The sequence below is a fragment of the Streptomyces sp. WP-1 genome, from assembly GCF_030450125.1.
GTDB lineage: Bacteria > Actinomycetota > Actinomycetes > Streptomycetales > Streptomycetaceae > Streptomyces > Streptomyces incarnatus.
Map to the genome: position 1 here is coordinate 6,243,633 of NZ_CP123923.1, position 15,516 is coordinate 6,259,148.

The 15,516-nt window shown below is 72.0% G+C and carries 15 protein-coding genes; 8 read left to right on the forward strand and 7 right to left on the reverse strand.

Features of this window, described 5'->3' with window-relative positions; all coding sequences use genetic code 11:
* Positions 1-2: 2 nt before the first annotated feature.
* The gene (locus QHG49_RS27640) at positions 3-644 is read right to left on the reverse strand and encodes a TetR/AcrR family transcriptional regulator (RefSeq protein ID WP_145483541.1); all 642 of its coding nucleotides are present in this window, start codon (positions 642-644) and stop codon (positions 3-5) included.
* A gap of 67 nt (positions 645-711) precedes the next feature.
* On the opposite strand from QHG49_RS27640, the gene QHG49_RS27645 reads away from it, so the two are divergent.
* The 3 genes from QHG49_RS27645 (at position 712) to QHG49_RS27655 (ending at position 2,929) form a co-directional block, all read left to right on the forward strand.
* A complete protein-coding gene (locus QHG49_RS27645; protein WP_159699998.1) occupies positions 712-1,863 on the forward strand; it encodes an acyl-CoA dehydrogenase family protein in 1,152 nt (383 codons plus the stop codon).
* A 59-nt stretch (positions 1,864-1,922) separates the two neighbouring features.
* The gene (locus QHG49_RS27650) at positions 1,923-2,213 is read left to right on the forward strand and encodes a YiaA/YiaB family inner membrane protein (protein WP_145483546.1); all 291 of its coding nucleotides are present in this window, start codon (positions 1,923-1,925) and stop codon (positions 2,211-2,213) included.
* Between the two features lie 92 nt (positions 2,214-2,305).
* Positions 2,306-2,929, forward strand: coding sequence for a TetR/AcrR family transcriptional regulator (locus QHG49_RS27655; RefSeq protein ID WP_145483549.1), 624 nt, complete (start codon positions 2,306-2,308; stop codon positions 2,927-2,929).
* A 26-nt stretch (positions 2,930-2,955) separates the two neighbouring features.
* Here the strand turns inward: QHG49_RS27655 and QHG49_RS27660 are convergent, their stop codons facing one another.
* A complete protein-coding gene (locus QHG49_RS27660; protein ID WP_145483552.1) occupies positions 2,956-3,417 on the reverse strand; it encodes a MaoC family dehydratase in 462 nt (153 codons plus the stop codon).
* Positions 3,418-3,506: 89 nt separating this feature from the next.
* On the opposite strand from QHG49_RS27660, the gene soxR reads away from it, so the two are divergent.
* The gene (soxR, locus tag QHG49_RS27665; RefSeq protein ID WP_159699995.1) at positions 3,507-3,965 is read left to right on the forward strand and encodes a redox-sensitive transcriptional activator SoxR; all 459 of its coding nucleotides are present in this window, start codon (positions 3,507-3,509) and stop codon (positions 3,963-3,965) included.
* Between the two features lie 28 nt (positions 3,966-3,993).
* Here soxR and QHG49_RS27670 read toward each other — a convergent pair whose 3' ends face one another.
* From QHG49_RS27670 to QHG49_RS27680, 3 genes are all read right to left on the reverse strand, one after another.
* Complete coding sequence (locus QHG49_RS27670) at positions 3,994-5,058, reverse strand: RNA ligase (ATP) (protein WP_301491668.1); 1,065 nt, start codon at positions 5,056-5,058, stop codon at positions 3,994-3,996.
* A gap of 98 nt (positions 5,059-5,156) precedes the next feature.
* Positions 5,157-5,885 carry a 3-keto-5-aminohexanoate cleavage protein gene (locus tag QHG49_RS27675; RefSeq protein ID WP_301491669.1) on the reverse strand — a complete coding sequence of 243 codons (729 nt, stop codon included), beginning with the start codon at positions 5,883-5,885 and terminating at the stop codon, positions 5,157-5,159.
* Between the two features lie 135 nt (positions 5,886-6,020).
* Positions 6,021-6,623, reverse strand: a complete 603-nt coding sequence (locus QHG49_RS27680) for a hypothetical protein (RefSeq protein ID WP_145483559.1) — start codon at positions 6,621-6,623, stop codon at positions 6,021-6,023.
* A gap of 221 nt (positions 6,624-6,844) precedes the next feature.
* Between QHG49_RS27680 and QHG49_RS27685 the strand changes: the two genes are divergently transcribed.
* Complete coding sequence (locus QHG49_RS27685; protein WP_301491670.1) at positions 6,845-9,646, forward strand: penicillin acylase family protein; 2,802 nt, start codon at positions 6,845-6,847, stop codon at positions 9,644-9,646.
* A gap of 34 nt (positions 9,647-9,680) precedes the next feature.
* Here QHG49_RS27685 and QHG49_RS27690 read toward each other — a convergent pair whose 3' ends face one another.
* Together QHG49_RS27690 and QHG49_RS27695 are read right to left on the reverse strand one after the other, a co-directional pair.
* On the reverse strand, positions 9,681-10,979 hold the full coding sequence (locus tag QHG49_RS27690) for a serine-threonine protein kinase (RefSeq protein ID WP_301491671.1): 1,299 nt from the start codon (positions 10,977-10,979) through the stop codon (positions 9,681-9,683).
* Between the two features lie 86 nt (positions 10,980-11,065).
* Positions 11,066-12,307, reverse strand: a complete 1,242-nt coding sequence (locus QHG49_RS27695; protein ID WP_301491672.1) for a DUF1343 domain-containing protein — start codon at positions 12,305-12,307, stop codon at positions 11,066-11,068.
* A gap of 123 nt (positions 12,308-12,430) precedes the next feature.
* Between QHG49_RS27695 and QHG49_RS27700 the strand changes: the two genes are divergently transcribed.
* Genes QHG49_RS27700 through QHG49_RS27710 form a run of 3 tightly spaced genes read left to right on the forward strand, consistent with a single transcriptional unit; the run spans position 12,431 to position 15,495 of the window.
* A complete protein-coding gene (locus QHG49_RS27700; RefSeq protein ID WP_159699977.1) occupies positions 12,431-13,204 on the forward strand; it encodes an SDR family oxidoreductase in 774 nt (257 codons plus the stop codon).
* Positions 13,201-14,874 (forward strand): class I adenylate-forming enzyme family protein, encoded by a 1,674-nt coding sequence (locus QHG49_RS27705; protein WP_301491673.1) that lies wholly within the window; start codon positions 13,201-13,203, stop codon positions 14,872-14,874. The genes QHG49_RS27700 and QHG49_RS27705 overlap by 4 nt, the downstream gene beginning before the upstream one ends.
* Positions 14,875-14,901: 27 nt before the next feature.
* Positions 14,902-15,495 carry a TetR/AcrR family transcriptional regulator gene (locus tag QHG49_RS27710; protein WP_145483571.1) on the forward strand — a complete coding sequence of 198 codons (594 nt, stop codon included), beginning with the start codon at positions 14,902-14,904 and terminating at the stop codon, positions 15,493-15,495.
* Positions 15,496-15,516: the final 21 nt, after the last annotated feature.

The window sequence follows — 15,516 nt, forward strand, 5'->3', positions numbered from 1 at the left end:
GCCTAGGCCTCCTGCCGTAGCCGCTCGTACTGCTGGGCCAGCCCGTCCAGCAGTGCGCTCAGCCCCGTCTCGAAGGCCCGCTCGTCGATCTTCTCCTGCTGCTCCGCGAGGAGATGGGCCTGTCCGAGGTGCGGATAGTCGGCCGGGTCGTAGGCGCTCGCGTCGTCCACGAAGCCGCCGGCGAAGGAGCCGAGCGCGGAGCCCATGATGAAGTACCGCATCAGCGCCCCGACGGACGTGGCCTGCGCCGGTGGCCAGCCCGCGTCGACCATCGCGCCGTACGCCGCGTCCGCCACCCGCAGCGCGGCCGGGCGGCGTCCGGGGCCGCGCGCGAGCACGGGCACGATGTTGGGGTGGGCGCGCAGCGCGGCCCGGTAGGAGACGGCCCAGTCGTGCAGCGCGGTCCGCCACGGGCGGCCGTCCTCGAACATCGACAGGTCGACCAGCGCGCTCACCGAGTCCGCGACCGCCTCCAGGATCTCGTCCTTCGTGCGGAAGTGGTTGTACAGCGAGGGCCCGCTCACCCCCAGCTCCGCGGCGAGCCGGCGGGTGGAGACGGCCGCCAGACCCTCCCGGTCCACGAGTTCGCGGGCCGTCCGGACGATCCGGTCGGTGCTGAGCAGGGGCTTGCGCGGTCGGGCCATGGCGCACATAGTAGGGCTGCGCTCGTAAACTAGCAGTGCTAATTTAAATGGGAGAGGTGATCTCGTGGTGAACCTGGGGCTGAGCGAGGAGCAGGCGGCCGTACGGCGGCTCGCGCGGGACTTCGTGACCCGTGAGATCGCCCCGCACGTGATCGCCTGGGACCGCGCCGAGGAGGTCGACCGGGGCATCGTGAAGAAGCTCGGCGAGATCGGCTTCCTCGGGCTGACGATCCCGGAGGAGTACGGCGGCTCCGGCGGCGACCATCTGTCGTACTGCCTGGTCACCGAGGAGCTGGGCCGCGGGGACTCCTCGGTGCGCGGCATCGTGTCCGTCTCCCTCGGCCTCGTCGCCAAGACGATCGCGGCCTGGGGGAGCGCGGAGCAGAAGCGGCGCTGGCTGCCGGGGCTGACCGCGGGCGAGTACGTCGGCTGCTTCGGCCTCACCGAGCCCGGCACCGGCTCCGACGCGGGCAACCTCACCACCCGCGCGGTGCGCGACGGCGACGAGTACGTCATCAGCGGCAGCAAGATGTTCATCACCAACGGCACCTGGGCGGACGTCGTCCTGCTCTTCGCCCGCTCCACCGACGCCCCCGGCCACAAGGGCGTGAGCGCCTTCCTGGTGCCCACCGACACGCCCGGCCTGAGCCGCCGCCCGATCCACGGCAAGCTCGGACTGCGCGGCCAGGCCACCGCCGAACTCGTCCTTCAGGACGTGCGGGTGCCCGCCGGCGCGCTGCTGGGCGAGGAGGGCAAGGGCTTCTCGGTCGCCATGTCCGCGCTCGCCAAGGGCCGGATGTCGGTGGCGGCGGGCTGCGTCGGGATAGCCCGGGCCGCCCTGGACGCGGCCGTCGGGTACGCGGGGGAGCGCGAGCAGTTCGGCAAGCCGATCGCCCGCCACCAGCTGGTGCAGGAGCTGATCAGCGACATCGCGGTCGACGTGGACGCGGCTCGGCTGCTGACCTGGCGGGTCGCCGATCTGATCGACCGGGGCGAGCCGTTCGCCGTCGAGTCCTCCAAGGCCAAGCTGTTCGCCTCCGAGGCCGCGGTCCGCGCCGCCAACAACGCGCTCCAGGTCTTCGGCGGCTACGGCTACATCGACGAGTACCCGGTCGGCAAACTCCTGCGCGACGCCCGCGTGATGACCCTCTACGAGGGCACCAGTCAGATCCAGAAGCTGGTCATCGGCCGCTCCCTGACCGGGGTTTCGGCGTTCTGAGTACGGTCTGAGTAGCCGAGCGGATGCGGCGCGGGCCGTGTGCCCCGATGCTCTTCCTCATGAGTGACACATCGGTCAAGCAGCAGAGCACGGCCGCCTTCTACGGCCAGGCCGTCGCGTCCTTCGCCATCGCCATGGCGGCCACGTCCATCGGCATCTTCCGGCTGGACACCGACGCATGGGTGCGCGCGTTCCTCGCGATCGCCGTCCTGTACCTCGTCACCTCCGCCTTCACCCTCGCCAAGGTGATCCGGGACCGCCAGGAGGCCGGACAGATCGTCAGCCGCGTCGACCAGGCCCGCCTCGACAAGCTCCTCGCCGAGCACGACCCCTTCGCCGAGAAGCTCTGACCTTCCGCACGGCCTGTGGGCTGCTGGGCTAAGCGCTCGCTCACCGTCGGCGGTATGGTGGTGCTCCTGTCACCGAGAGGGGCGTAAGAGCGATGAGTACGGCGGCGGAGACGACCGGCGGCGAGGCGGAGCCGTGGGAAGAGGTCACCCCGGACGCGGCCCGGCGGCTGCTGGTGGCCGCCGTGGAGGCCTTCGCCGAGCGCGGCTACCACGCGACGACCACCCGGGACATCGCGGGCCGCGCCGGGATGAGCCCGGCCGCGCTCTACATCCACTACAAGACCAAGGAAGAGCTGCTCCACCGGATCAGCCGCATCGGTCACGACAAGGCCCTGGACATCCTGCGCACGGCGGCCCGCCGCGAGGGCCCCGCGAAGGAGCGGCTCGCCGACGCGGTCAGCTCCTTCGTCCGCTGGCACGCCGGGCGGCGCACCACCGCCCGGGTCGTGCAGTACGAGCTGGACGCCCTCGGCCCCGAGGCCCGCGCCGAGATCCTCGGACTGCGCCGGCAGGTCGACGCGGAGGTGCGCGGGATCGTCGAGGACGGCGTCGCCGCGGGCGAGTTCGACGTGCCGGACGTCCAGGGCACCACGCTCGCCGTGCTGTCGCTGTGCATCGACGTGGCCCGCTGGTTCAACATCGACGGGCCACGTACGCCGGAGGCGGTCGGCGAGCTGTACGCCGAGCTGGTGCTGCGGATGGTCGGGGCGAAGTAGCCCCGGCCAAGGGCGGCTCCGGGTGCCTACAGGTAGTAGCGGGACACCGACTCCGCCACGCACACCGGCTTGTCGCCGCCCTCGCGCTCCACGGTGAAGGCGACGGCGACCTGGACGCCGCCCGTGACGTCCTCGACGCCGGTGATCGTCGCGGTGGCGCGCAGCCGGGAGCCGACGGGGACGGGGGCGGGGAAGCGGACCTTGTTGGTGCCGTAGTTGACACCCATCTTCACGCCCTCGACCCGCATCAGCTGGGGGCCGAAGAGCGGCAGCAGGGACAGGGTGAGATAGCCGTGCGCGATGGTCGTCCCGAACGGCCCCGCGGCGGCCTTCTCCGGGTCCACATGGATCCACTGGTGGTCCCCGGTGGCCTCGGCGAACAGATCGATCCGCTTCTGGTCGACCTCCAGCCAGTCGGTGTGGCCCAGCTGCTCGCCCACGGCCGCCTTCAGCTCGGCGGGGGAGGTGAAGATCCTCGGTTCTGCCATGTTCCCGGCCTCTCGATCGTATGCCTAAGCAACTGCTTAGCATGGTCCGGTGCGAGGTCGATGTCAACGGAGTGACTAGGCTCTGAGGGGTGCCGCAGATTCCCGAGAAGATCCATGAGCTGACCGTCGGCCAGCTGGCCGCGCGCAGCGGTGCCGCCGTGTCCGCGCTGCACTTCTACGAGGCCAAGGGCCTGATCTCCAGCCGCCGCACCGGGGGCAACCAGCGCCGGTTCAGCCGGGACACGCTGCGCCGGGTGGCGTTCATCCGTGCGGCGCAGCGGGTCGGTATCCCCCTCGCCACGATCCGCTCCGCGCTGGCCGAGCTGCCGGAGGAGCGGACGCCGACGCGGGAGGACTGGGCGCGGCTCTCGCAGGCGTGGCGCTCGGAGCTGGACGAGCGGATCACGCAGCTCAACCGACTGCGCGATCATCTGACCGACTGCATCGGGTGCGGGTGCCTGTCGCTGGACACCTGTGTGCTCTCCAACCCGGACGATGTGTTCGGGGAGCGGCAGGCGGGGTCGCGGCTGATGGCGGAGGGCCGCTGAGCGAAGCGCTCGGCGGCCCCGCCCCCGGTCACTCGTACTCCGTGCCGCCCTTGCGGGTCAGGTACGCCGGACTCACCGCCTTCGCGATCGCGCGACCGCCGGTCACCGCGCTGTACCGCTCGCCGGCCGGCCGTATGACCACGCCCTCGCGCAGATGCAGCTCACGGCCGGAGACCGTCTCCCGGCCGCTCGCGACCGAGAGGACCCGGTCGATGTCGTACGGCCCCTCGTACAGCCGCGGCACCACCGGCAGTTCGCCGTCCAGTACGGCGGTGTCCAGCCAGCGCACGGTGCCCTCGATCTCCGCCGAGACGTCGAACACCGCGTACCCGAGGGATGCGCGGCGGCCGTCCGCACCGTAGGTGAGGTCCTGCACGCCCGCGCCGTACACCTCGCCGAAGACGCCGATCCGCCGGGCCCCGAGCCGTTCGGCGAGGCGGGCGGCGGCCTCGGGGACGCCGTGGGCGTGCACGGCGCGCCAGTACAGGTTGCGGGGGTCCTCCTTGAGCGCCAGCGACGTGGCGCCGAAGCCCTTGGAGGAGACGTACACCCGCCCCTCGTCGGCGACGTACGTCAGCAGGCAGGCCGAACCGTGCAGCTTCTCCGTGAGCACCACCGGCTCGCCGGGCGTGAAGATGTCCGGGTGGCGCTGGATGTTCTCGATGTCGACCCAGGGCAGCAGCTCGGGCGCCCGCTCCACCTCGCCGTTCATGGTGGGCGGGATCGGCGGCACCCATTTGGTGATGCCGAGCCGCTCCGCGAAGTCCGTGCCCTCCACGGCCGCGACCGCGAGATCGTCGCCGTCGAGCGCCTTCGGACGGCACACGATGCCCTGGGACAGCTCGCCGCGCAGCCGCACCGCCCTGACCCGGTCGGCCGCGGCCCCCGCGAGCCGCCCGGTCAGCCCCAGCTCCTCGATCAACTCGTCCGGGAGCACGGCCTGTTCGGGGATGTACAGGGCCACCTCCCCGCTGCGGAACGCCCCCTTGGCCACCACGGCCCGGTACAGCCCCACCTGCGCCAGCTCCAGCGCGTCGGCGTCCGGGTGCTCATGGACGGTCAGCACCTCGGCGGTCACCCGCAGCGTGGACATGGAGATCCCCCTGTTCCTTCCGGCTTCGACGCCCGCCACTGTCGCGGACACCAAACCCGTGGAGCGACCCGATTCCCGGCTGCTACTGTCCCGTCGGCCTAGGACGAGCGCCGGGCCGAGCCGTACTGGCGCAGCGCCTCCGTCACCAACCGGGCGTTGGACAGGGCCCGTTCGCCGTCCGGCAGCAGCAGGGTGTCCTCCAGGCCGATGCGGGTCGCGAGGCCGAGGCGGGCGGCGAGGCGCAGGACGGGCCAGGTGCCGGTCTCCTCGCCGTGCAGGAGGAGGGGGCGGCCGTGGGCCCCGCCCAGGGCGGCCAGGAGGGCGTGGGCCGAGGTCTCGGCCGTGGCCGGATCCGGGTCCGTGACCTCGGCGAGGACGCGCAGCACCCGGGGGCCGAGGGGGGAGCCGGTGAAGCGGGCCGCGCCGTCCGTGCCGGACCAGATGCCCGCCTCGACGGCCACGCCCCGCTCCAGCAGCAGGGCGGCCAGATCCTCCGCGCCCGGTTCGTGCCAGTTCACCGAGGCGACGTCGGGCAGCAGGGTCCAGGAGCGCACCCGGGCCAGTCGGGCGGCGGGGTCGGGTTCGGCCCAGGCGCCGGTGGTCACCCCGATCGGCACCGCGACCTCGGCGCGCAGCGCCTCCAGGACCGGGGTGAGGACCCGCGGGGAGAGGCTGTCGTGTCCGCACGGGCACTTGGGATGGACATGGATCTCCGTGGCCCCGGCCGCGACGGCGTCCGCGGCGGAGCGCGCCAGATCCCCCGGTGACATCGGGACGGCCGCGCCGTGCTCGGCGGTACGGCTTCCGTTCAGACATGCCTGCACCATGCTTCGATGGTGCCAGTCCCCGCCGGTGAAGTCAGCGGAGCGAGATCGCCGGGGCACAACGGGCGGAACATGGGGGCGCGGCATCCCCTGCGCGGCCCCCGGGACATTCCCCGGCCGTGTTCCTCACCGGCTCGCTCAGGCCGGCATCAGCAGCCGCTCCCGCCGGGCGCCCGCCAGCGCGCGCGGGGAGAGCACCGGGCGCGGGACGAGTATCCCGCAGTCGCCGCACACCGGTCCCGAGGACGGCTCGTGGTCCAGGCCGTACTTCCATACGAGCCGGTCGGCGCCGCAGACCGGGCAGCTCGCCCCCGGCTCCCGCTCCAGCGCGTCGATCAGCCTGCGCAGCACCTCGGCCAGCGGGTCGGAGGGGTGCACCCGCGGGTCGTCGCACCAGGCGACCCCGAAGCCGCCCCAGGTCAGCCGGTGCCAGTCGTCCACGCTGCCCGGTCGGCGCAGCCCGTCGTGCTTCTCGCGGCGGCGGCGCTCGGTGAAGTCGTTCTCGTAGCCGAGCCAGACGGAGCGGGCCTCCTCCAGCTCCTCCAGTGCGGCCACGAGCCGCGCCGGGTCGGGGGAGCGGTCCTCGGGACCGAACCCGGCCCGCGCGCACAAGTGGTCCCATGTCGCCCGATGCCCGTAAGGGGCGAACTTCTCAAGGCACTTGCGCAGCGAATAGCGCCGCAGTGCCAGATCGCAGCCCGGATCGCGTACCTGTCTCGCCAGACTCCGGAAACCGGCCATCGCCCTGCACCTCCGTCACACCTGCACCTGTTCCGCGGCCACTTCGGCGTCGTCGTACGGACGTCGCCTGATAGACGTATCGACCGGTGCTTCGGCTCCATCTCTTCTCGCGCTTGTTCTGCTCGGCCCTTCCGCAAACTCCGAAAACGTGACGCATGTTCATCTTCAACTTCGGGGATACCGGCGGTAACGTTCGCGCACCCCAGTCGCTAGGAGCTGCCATGCCACGGCGCACCCCACGGACCGCCCTTGACAGAGTGAGAACGTTCCGCAGACTTCCCGGGTTCCTGAAGACGGCCTCGGTATGCGTTCTGATAGCCGGACTTGTCTCCCCCATTACCCAGAGCGCCGCCGGCGCGGCCACCTCCGCCGCCCCCGCGGCGGCCGCGAACGACTACTGCGGCGGCCAGTGTTCGGACATCCTGCCGCCCGGCGAGAACGGCAACGCCACCCTCGCGCAGATCCTCCTCAACCAGGCCTTCGGCACCCAGCCCGCGCACGCCGAGGACCAGCTCGGCCCCTACGCCAACCTGGCCACGGGCTACAAGGGCCTGAGCGACACGACCATCAACAACTTCTTCAACGACGCCTCGTTCGGCGTCCCGTCCGACCAGGTCGCCTCGACCGAGAAGCCGAACGGGCGCGGCGACGTGACGATCGTGCGCGACAAGAAGACCGGTGTGCCCCACATCACCGGCACCACCCGCTACGGCACCGAGTTCGGCGCCGGGTACGCCGCGGCCGAGGACCGGCTCTGGCTGATGGACGTCTTCCGGCACGTCGGCCGGGGGCAGCTGACCTCCTTCGCGGGCGGCGCCGCCGCCAACCAGGGCCTGGAGCAGGAGTTCTACCGCAACGCGCCCTACACCGAGGCCGACCTCCAGGCGCAGATCGACCGCGCCGTGGCCGGCAACGGCGCCCGCGGCCAGCAGGCCCTCGCCGACGCCGACGCCTACCTGGACGGCATCAACTCCTACATCGACGCCTCCGACAGCGGCCGATACTTCCCCGGCGAGTACGACCTGACCGGCCACAAGGACGCGATCACCAACGCCGGCACCATCGACCACTTCAAGATCACCGACCTGGTGGCGCTGGCCTCCGTCATCGGCTCCCTGTTCGGCTCCGGCGGCGGGGGAGAGGTGAACAACGCCCTCTCCCTGATGGCCGCGCAGGACAAGTACGGCGTCGAGCAGGGCACCAAGGTCTGGGAGTCCTTCCGCGAGCGCAACGACCCCGAGGCCGTCCTCACCGTCCACGACGGCCAGAGCTTCCCGTACGGCGCCGAGCCCGCCACCGCCAAGGGGCAGGCGCTGCCCGACGCCGGCTCGGTGGCCCAGGAGCCGCTGGTCTACGACCGCACCGGCAGCGCGGCCACCGCCGCCGCCAAGAACGCCTCCACCACGGCCGCCAAGACGGACCTCGGCTCCGCCCACCGGGGGATGTCCAACGCCCTGGTGGTGAGCGGCAAATACACCGCGAGCGGCCACCCGATCGCCGTCTTCGGACCGCAGACCGGCTACTTCGCGCCGCAGCTGCTCATGCTCCAGGAGATCCAGGGCCCCGGCATCAGCGCCCGCGGCGCCTCCTTCGCGGGCCTGAGCATGTACGTCGAACTCGGCCGCGGCCAGGACTACTCCTGGAGCGCGACCACCTCCGGCCAGGACATCGTCGACACCTACGCCGTCGAGCTGTGCCAGGACGACTACCACTACCTGTACCACGGCACCTGCACCGCCATGGACAAGGTCGAGCAGAAGAACTCCTGGTCGCCCACGCTGGCCGACGGCACCGCCGCCGGGTCGTACACCATGCGGGTCTGGCGCACCAAGTACGGGCCGGTGGAGTACCGGGCGACCGTCGGCGGCAAGAAGGTCGCCTACACCAGCCTGCGCTCCTCGTACCTGCACGAGGTCGACTCGATCATCGGCTTCCAGATGCTGAACGACCCCGGCTACATCAAGGGCCCCCAGGACTTCCAGAGCGCGGCGCAGCACATCAACTACACCTTCAACTGGTTCTACGCCGACTCCCAGCACACCGCCTACTACAACAGCGGTGACAACCCGGTCCGCGCGGACGGCGTCGACGCCGAGTTCCCGGTGTGGGCACAGCCCGCCTACGAGTGGAGGAACTGGAACGCGGACACCAACACGGCCGACTACACCGCGCCCTCCGCCCACCCCAACTCCATCGACCAGGACTACTACGTCTCCTGGAACAACAAGCAGGCCAAGGACTACACCACCGCCTCCTGGGGCGACGGCTCCGTGCACCGCGCCAACCTGCTGAACGACCGGGTCAAGAAGCTGGTCGCGGCCGGCGGGGTGACCCGCGCCGAGCTGGTGCAGGCCATGGCGTCCGCGGGCGTCACCGACCTGCGCGCCGAGGACGTGCTGCCCGAGCTGCTCCAGGTGATCGACTCCTCGCCGGTGACCGACTCCGCGGCCGCCGACGCGGTGAACAAGCTCCGGACGTGGGTGAGCGCGGGCGCCCAGCGCACCGAGACCTCGGCCGGCTCCAGGACATACGCGAACGCCGACGCCATCCGCATCCTGGACGCCTGGTGGCCGCTGCTGGTCAAGGCCGAGTTCCAGCCCGGCCTCGGCAGCGATCTGTACAACGCGCTCACCGGCAACCTGGCCATCGACGAGGCCCCCTCCGCCGGACACGGACCGACCGGCTCGCACGCCGGAAGCTCCTTCCAGTACGGCTGGTGGAGCTATGTCGACAAGGACATCCGGTCGGTGCTCGGGCAGAACGTGCAGGGCCCGCTCGCCGCGAAGTACTGCGGCAACGGGGACCTGGGCGCCTGCCGGGACACCCTGATCAGCACCCTCAAGCAGGCCGCCGGGATGACCGCGGCCCAGGTCTACCCGGGCGACTCCGTCTGCTCCGCCGGTGACCAGTGGTGCGCCGACTCGATCGTCCAGCGCACGCTGGGCGGCATCAAGCACGGCAACATCAGCTGGCAGAACCGGCCGACCTTCCAGCAGGTCGTGGAGTACACCTCGCACCGGTGACCTGGGCGTCGGGTGAGCGGTGACTGGCGGCGGGTCAGGCGATCCGGCCCGCCGCCAGCACCACCCGGGCCAGTTCGGGATGCAGGATGTCGCTGTGCGCCCCGGCCGGCGGACCGCCCCGGCGGACCACCGCCGCCGCGTCCACGTTCACACACCCCGACGCGGGCAGCCGGCCCGCCAGGGCGCCGGCCAGATCCAGTCGGGCCGTGCCCGGCACCGCCTGCACCCCGTCATGGCCCAGCGCGCCCCACCGGGGCCCCAGCACGGCCGCGATCTCGTCGCCCAGGCAGGACCGGTCGTCCCCCGCGAGCCGCGAGACCAGCGGGTAGAACGTGCCGAGCGCCGCGTCGAAGTGCGAGTGGCAGCACACCAGCGGGCCGTCGATCCGCCGCTGCTGGTCCTTCAGCGCGCCCGACCTGTGCGCATCGTCGGGCAGCCGCTCCGCGAACGTGTAGTGCGAGAAGGCCCCTTCCAGCAGCGTCAGGGACTTCACCGGGCGCGCCTGGCCGGGCAGCCCGCGCAGCGCGAACGCCACCAGGCGCGCACCGAAGCTGTGCCCCACCAGATGCACCCGCACCCCCGGGGCCTTCACCGCCAACCGGCCCAGCAGCGGCCCGAGTCCATGCTCGCCGACGGTCCCGGCCCGCCCCTTCATCTGGTAGTACGCCGCCTGCCGCAGCAGCTCCTTCGCGCCCTCCCAGGGGTTGGGCAGATGGAACTGCTCGGTGCCGCCCGGCGCCGCGACGGCGGCCAGCGCGTCGGCGAACTCGGCGCAGGCGGTGGCCGGTTCCTCGGTGAAGACGGCCGGCTCGCCCTCCTCGTCGGTGTCGGCCGCCGCGCTCCCCGCCCCGTCCAGCAGCAGCCGCACCAGCCGCCCGAACTCCGTCAACCCCGCGTCCCCGTTAGGCCGTTCGTCGAGCAGCCGGGCCAGCCGGTCGACGGTGCCCGCCCGGTCCGGGAAGGCGATGAGCAGCCCGCGCCGGGTGTTCTCGTCCAGCGCCGGCCCGGGCGCCGTCTCCGCCGCCATGGCCACCGCCGACCTCGGGAAGTCCGGGATCGGCTCGTCGCTGAACCGCATCGACGGCCACACCACCCCGACGTACCCGAGGTGCGCCTTGGGCGCGAGCCCCGGGAACGGGGCGAAGAAGCGGCGGTACAGGGCGGTCGCGGCCGAGCGGTCCTCGTTCCAGCCGTGGGCGAAGACGACCAGGTCACGGACGCCCTGTCCGGTGACCTGGGCCAGCAGGTGATCGCGTTCGGGCGGGTCGACGTCCCCGCCGGCGTCGAAGGTCAGCTCCCAATAGGGAGACACGCTCATCCCGGAATCCGCCATGCCAGGCTCCCTCGCCCCGCGGAGAACGACACGTTACCCGGTGTAATTGTCCCGCGACACAGCGGAGTTGAAACCAGCCCGGCACGTCACGGGTACAGCAGGTATCGCCTCCGGATCCGCCGGAACGCGGCCAGTTCCTGCTGCCAGGCGCCCACCACCTCGTCGGTGTCCGCGCCCGCGTCGATCATCGTGCGCACCCGGTCCGAACCGGTGAGCTTGTCGATCCAGTCGTCCGGGCGCCACGCGAAGCCGTCCCAGACCTCGCGCGCGGTCACCAGCAGGGCGATCCCGGTGCGTACGGGGTCGTAGGCCGCCCGGTCCGTCACATGGATCTGCACCCCGCCGGCCGTCCTCCCCTCGAACTTGGAGAAGGTGGGCGCGAAGTACGCCTCCCGGAACCGCACCCCGGGCAGCCCCAGCGCGTTCGCCGCCGCCGCCCAGCGGCCGTCGATGCCCTCGGCGCCGAGGAGTTCGAACGGCCGGGTGGTGCCGCGCCCCTCGGACAGGTTCGTGCCCTCGAACACGCAGGTGCCGGAGTACACCAACGCCGTGTCCGGGGTGGGCATGTTGGGGCTCGGCGGCACCCAGGGCAGGGCCGAGGCGTCGTAGAAGTCCGCGCGCCGCCAGCCCGTCATCAGCACGGTCTCCAGGGGGACGGACCCGCCGAGGAACTCCCTGTCGAACAGCCGGGCCAGCTCCGCGACGGTCATCCCGTGCGCCTGCGCGATCGGCTGCCGGCCGACGAACGTGGCGAACTCCCTGTGCAGCACCGGCCCTTGGGCGGCGCGGCCGGTGACCGGGTTCGGGCGGTCGAGCACCACGAACCGCTTCCCCGCGAGCCGGGCGGCCTCCATGCAGTCGTACAGCGTCCAGATGTACGTGTAGAAGCGCGCCCCGACGTCCTGGATGTCGAAGACCACCGTGTCGACGCCGGAGGCGGTGAAGACGTCGGCCAGCGGCCGGCCGCTCTTGAGGTACGTGTCGTAGACCGGCAGACCCGTCTCCGGATCGTCGTAGCGGCCCTCGGAGCCACCGGCCTGCGCGGTCCCCCGGAATCCGTGCTCCGGGCCGAAGACCGCCGTCAGCTCGACCTGGGGATCGGCGTGCATGACGTCCACGATGTGCCGGGCGTCGCGGGTGATGCCGGTGGGGTTGGTGACGATGCCGACCTTCTGGCCGTGGAGCAGCTGGTAGCCGTCGGCCGCGAGCCGTTCGAAGCCGGTGCGGAGGGACGCGCGGTGCCGAGGGGGCATGGCCTCCACGGGGGACGCGGCCGGGACGGCGGTCAGGGCGGCCGTGGCCAGGAGGTTTCTACGGGACGGGTGCATGGGACCTCCGTCGGTGCGGCAGGTGCGGGCCTCTAGAGGTTGGTACGACAGCCCTTCCTTCACACATACCGACCGGTTAGTCTGGCCGCGCTGAGCCGAGTCGCGTCGTGTCGAAGGAGACCGATGGTGGAAGCCATGCAGGATGCGGGAGTCGTCGTCACCGGTGCCGGTGGGGGGATCGGGGCCGCGCTGGCCCGGAGGTTCGCCGGGGCCGGGGCACGGGTCGTGGTGAACGACCTGGACGGCCCGAAGGCGAAGGCGGTGGCCGAGGAGATCGGCGGGACCGCCGTGCCCGGGGACGCCTCCGCGATCGTCGACAAGGCGCGGGACGCGCTCGGCGGGACCATCGACGTGTACTGCGCCAACGCCGGGGTCGGCTTCTCCGACGGGGACATCGCCGGGCCGCTCGACGAGCGGTCCTGGGCGCTGTCCTGGGACGTCAATGTGATGGCACACGTCCGCGCGGCCCACGCCCTGCTGCCGCACTGGCTGGAGCGGGGCAGCGGCCGGTTCGTCACCACCGTGTCCGCCGCCGGGCTGCTCACCATGGTCGGCGCCCCCTCCTACAGCGTCACCAAGCACGGCGCATACGCGTTCGCCGAGTGGCTGTCCCTGACGTACCGCCACCGCGGTCTGAAGGTGCACGCCATCTGCCCGGAGGGCGTGCGCACCGACATGCTCGCGGCCACCGGTACCGCGGGCGAGGTGGTGCTGGTGCCGACCGCGATCGAGCCGGAGGACGTGGCCGACGCGCTGTTCAAGGGCATCGAGGAGGACCGCTTCCTGATCCTGCCGCACCCGGAGACCGGCGCCCGCTACCAGGTGCGCGCGGCGGACCCCGAGCGCTGGCTGGCCGGCATGAACCACCTCCAGCAGAAGGTGGAGGAGGTCTCGTGAGCGACTCCCCCTACGCGGCCAAGCCCTGGCTGGCCCTGCTCGACGAGGCCCAGCGGGCCCCCGTCGAACCCGCCGACTCGCTGGTGCACGCCCTGCGCGCCGCCGTCGCCGAGGCGCCCGAGCGCACCTTCCTCGCCTACTTCGACGCCCGGCTGAGCTACCGCGAGGCGGACCGGCTCAGCGACTCGGTCGCCGCGCACCTCGCCGCGCGCGGACTGGAGCGCGGCGACCGGGTGGCCGTACTCCTCCAGAACTCCCCGCACTTCGTGCTCGCCGTGCTCGGCGCCTGGAAGGCGGGCGCGACCGTGGTGCCGGTCAACCCGATGTACAAGTCGGCCGAGGTCGGCCATGTGCTGCGGGACTCCGAGGCCGCCGCGCTGATCTGCTCCGACCGGGCGTGGGAGTCGTATCTGCGGCGGACGGCCGCCGACTCGCCGGTGCGGATCGTGCTCACCGGGTGCGAGCTGGACTTCCAGACCCGCGACGACCGGCGGGTGCTGGCCTTCGAGCGGCTGCCCGTGGCCCCCGACGCCGAGGACCTGGTGGCCGTGGCCCGGCAGGGCGGCCGGGCGCCCGAGGGGCGGGATCCGGGGCCCGGGGACATCGCGCTGATCAGCTACACCTCCGGGACCAGCGGCACCCCCAAGGGCGCCACCAACACCCACGGCAACATCATGTACACCGTGGAACGCCAGCGCACCGGGCTCCCGCTGCCCGAGGGCCCGGTGTACTTCGCGCTCGCGCCGCTGTTCCACATCACCGGCATGGTCTGCCAGTTCGGCGCCTGTCTGAACAGCGCCGGCACCCTGGTGCTCGCCTACCGCTTCGAACCGGGCGTGGTCCTGGAGGCGTTCGCCGAGCACCGCCCGGTGTTCACGGTCGGCCCCGCCACCGCGTTCATGGCGCTCGGCGCCCACCCCGGGGCGGGTCCGGAGCACTTCTCCTCCTTCGTGCACCTCGCCTCCGGCGGCGCCCCGCTGCCGCCCGCGCTGGTGGAGGGGTTCCGGGCGCGGTTCGGGGCGTACATCCGCAACGGGTACGGGCTCACCGAGTGCACCGCGCCCTGCGCCTCCGTGCCCTCCGGCCTTCAGGCGCCGGTCGACCCGGTCTCCGGGACGCTCGCGGTCGGCCTGCCGGGACCCGACACGCTCGTACGGATCGTGGACGAGAACGGCGCGGACGTGCCGTTCGGCGAGCAGGGCGAGATCGTGGTGCGCGGCCCCCAGGTGATCCCCGGCTACTGGCGCCGCCCCGAGGCGACCGCCGAGACCTTCCCCGGGGGCGAGCTGCGCACCGGCGACATCGGCTTCATGGACCCGCAGGGCTGGCTCTACGTCGTGGACCGCAAGAAGGACATGATCAACGCCTCCGGGTTCAAGGTGTGGCCGCGCGAGGTGGAGGACGTCCTGTACGCCCACCCGGCGGTGCGCGAGGCGGCCGTCGTCGGCATCCCCGACGGCTATCGCGGGGAGACCGTCAAGGCGTACATCAGCCTGCGGCCGGGCGCCGAGGCGGACCCGGATGAACTCGCGGTGTACTGCAAGGAGAGACTGGCCGCCTACAAATATCCGCGCCAGGTGGAGATCCTGCCCGAGTTGCCCAAGACGTCGAGTGGGAAGATCCTCCGGCGGGAGCTTCGTTCCCGTGGCGACGGCAGCGGCCGGAACTAGCGACATCACGGAAGGCAGGTGGCGGCAGTGCCCAGGACGACGGACGGCGACGGAGCACCTGTTCCGCAGCGGCTTCTGGCCGCCGCCACCCGGCTCTTCGCCGAGCAGGGCTACGACCGGACCTCCGTACAGGAGATCGTGGAGGCGGCGGGCGTCACCAAGGGGGCGCTGTACCACTACTTCGGCTCCAAGGACGATCTGCTGCACGAGGTGTACGCGCGGATGCTCCGCGTCCAGCAGGAGCGGCTCGACCACTTCGCCGACATGGACGCGCCCGTGGAGCGGCGGCTGCGGGAGGCGGCGGCGGACGTCGTGGTGTCGACCATCGAGAACCTGGACGACGCCTCGATCTTCTTCCGCTCCATGCACCAGCTGAGCCCGGAGAAGCACAAACAGGTACGGGCCGAACGGCGCCGCTACCACGAGAGGTTCCGCGCGCTCGTCGAGGAGGGCCAGAAGTCCGGCGTGTTCTCCACCGCCACCCCGGCCGACCTGGTCGTGGACTACCACTTCGGCTCCGTCCACCACCTGTCCACCTGGTACCGCCCGGACGGACCGCTGAGCCCCCAGCAGGTGGCCGACCACCTCGCGGACCTGCTGCTGCGCGCGCTGCGCCCCTGAACGCCGGCAAGGGGCGGCTCT

What these genes read in the sequence shown, in the direction of transcription:
- QHG49_RS27640 (WP_145483541.1), bottom strand. Translation starts at nt 644, where the DNA reads ATGGCCCGACCGCGCAAGCCCCTGCTCAGCACCGACCGGATCGTCCGG.
- QHG49_RS27650 (WP_145483546.1), top strand. Translation starts at nt 1,923, where the DNA reads ATGAGTGACACATCGGTCAAGCAGCAGAGCACGGCCGCCTTCTACGGC.
- QHG49_RS27655 (WP_145483549.1), top strand. Translation starts at nt 2,306, where the DNA reads ATGAGTACGGCGGCGGAGACGACCGGCGGCGAGGCGGAGCCGTGGGAA.
- QHG49_RS27660 (WP_145483552.1), bottom strand. Translation starts at nt 3,417, where the DNA reads ATGGCAGAACCGAGGATCTTCACCTCCCCCGCCGAGCTGAAGGCGGCC.
- QHG49_RS27670 (WP_301491668.1), bottom strand. Translation starts at nt 5,058, where the DNA reads ATGTCCACGCTGCGGGTGACCGCCGAGGTGCTGACCGTCCATGAGCAC.
- QHG49_RS27675 (WP_301491669.1), bottom strand. Translation starts at nt 5,885, where the DNA reads ATGGTGCAGGCATGTCTGAACGGAAGCCGTACCGCCGAGCACGGCGCG.
- QHG49_RS27680 (WP_145483559.1), bottom strand. Translation starts at nt 6,623, where the DNA reads ATGGCCGGTTTCCGGAGTCTGGCGAGACAGGTACGCGATCCGGGCTGC.
- QHG49_RS27685 (WP_301491670.1), top strand. Translation starts at nt 6,845, where the DNA reads ATGCCACGGCGCACCCCACGGACCGCCCTTGACAGAGTGAGAACGTTC.
- QHG49_RS27690 (WP_301491671.1), bottom strand. Translation starts at nt 10,979, where the DNA reads ATGGCGGATTCCGGGATGAGCGTGTCTCCCTATTGGGAGCTGACCTTC.
- QHG49_RS27695 (WP_301491672.1), bottom strand. Translation starts at nt 12,307, where the DNA reads ATGCACCCGTCCCGTAGAAACCTCCTGGCCACGGCCGCCCTGACCGCC.
- QHG49_RS27700 (WP_159699977.1), top strand. Translation starts at nt 12,431, where the DNA reads ATGGTGGAAGCCATGCAGGATGCGGGAGTCGTCGTCACCGGTGCCGGT.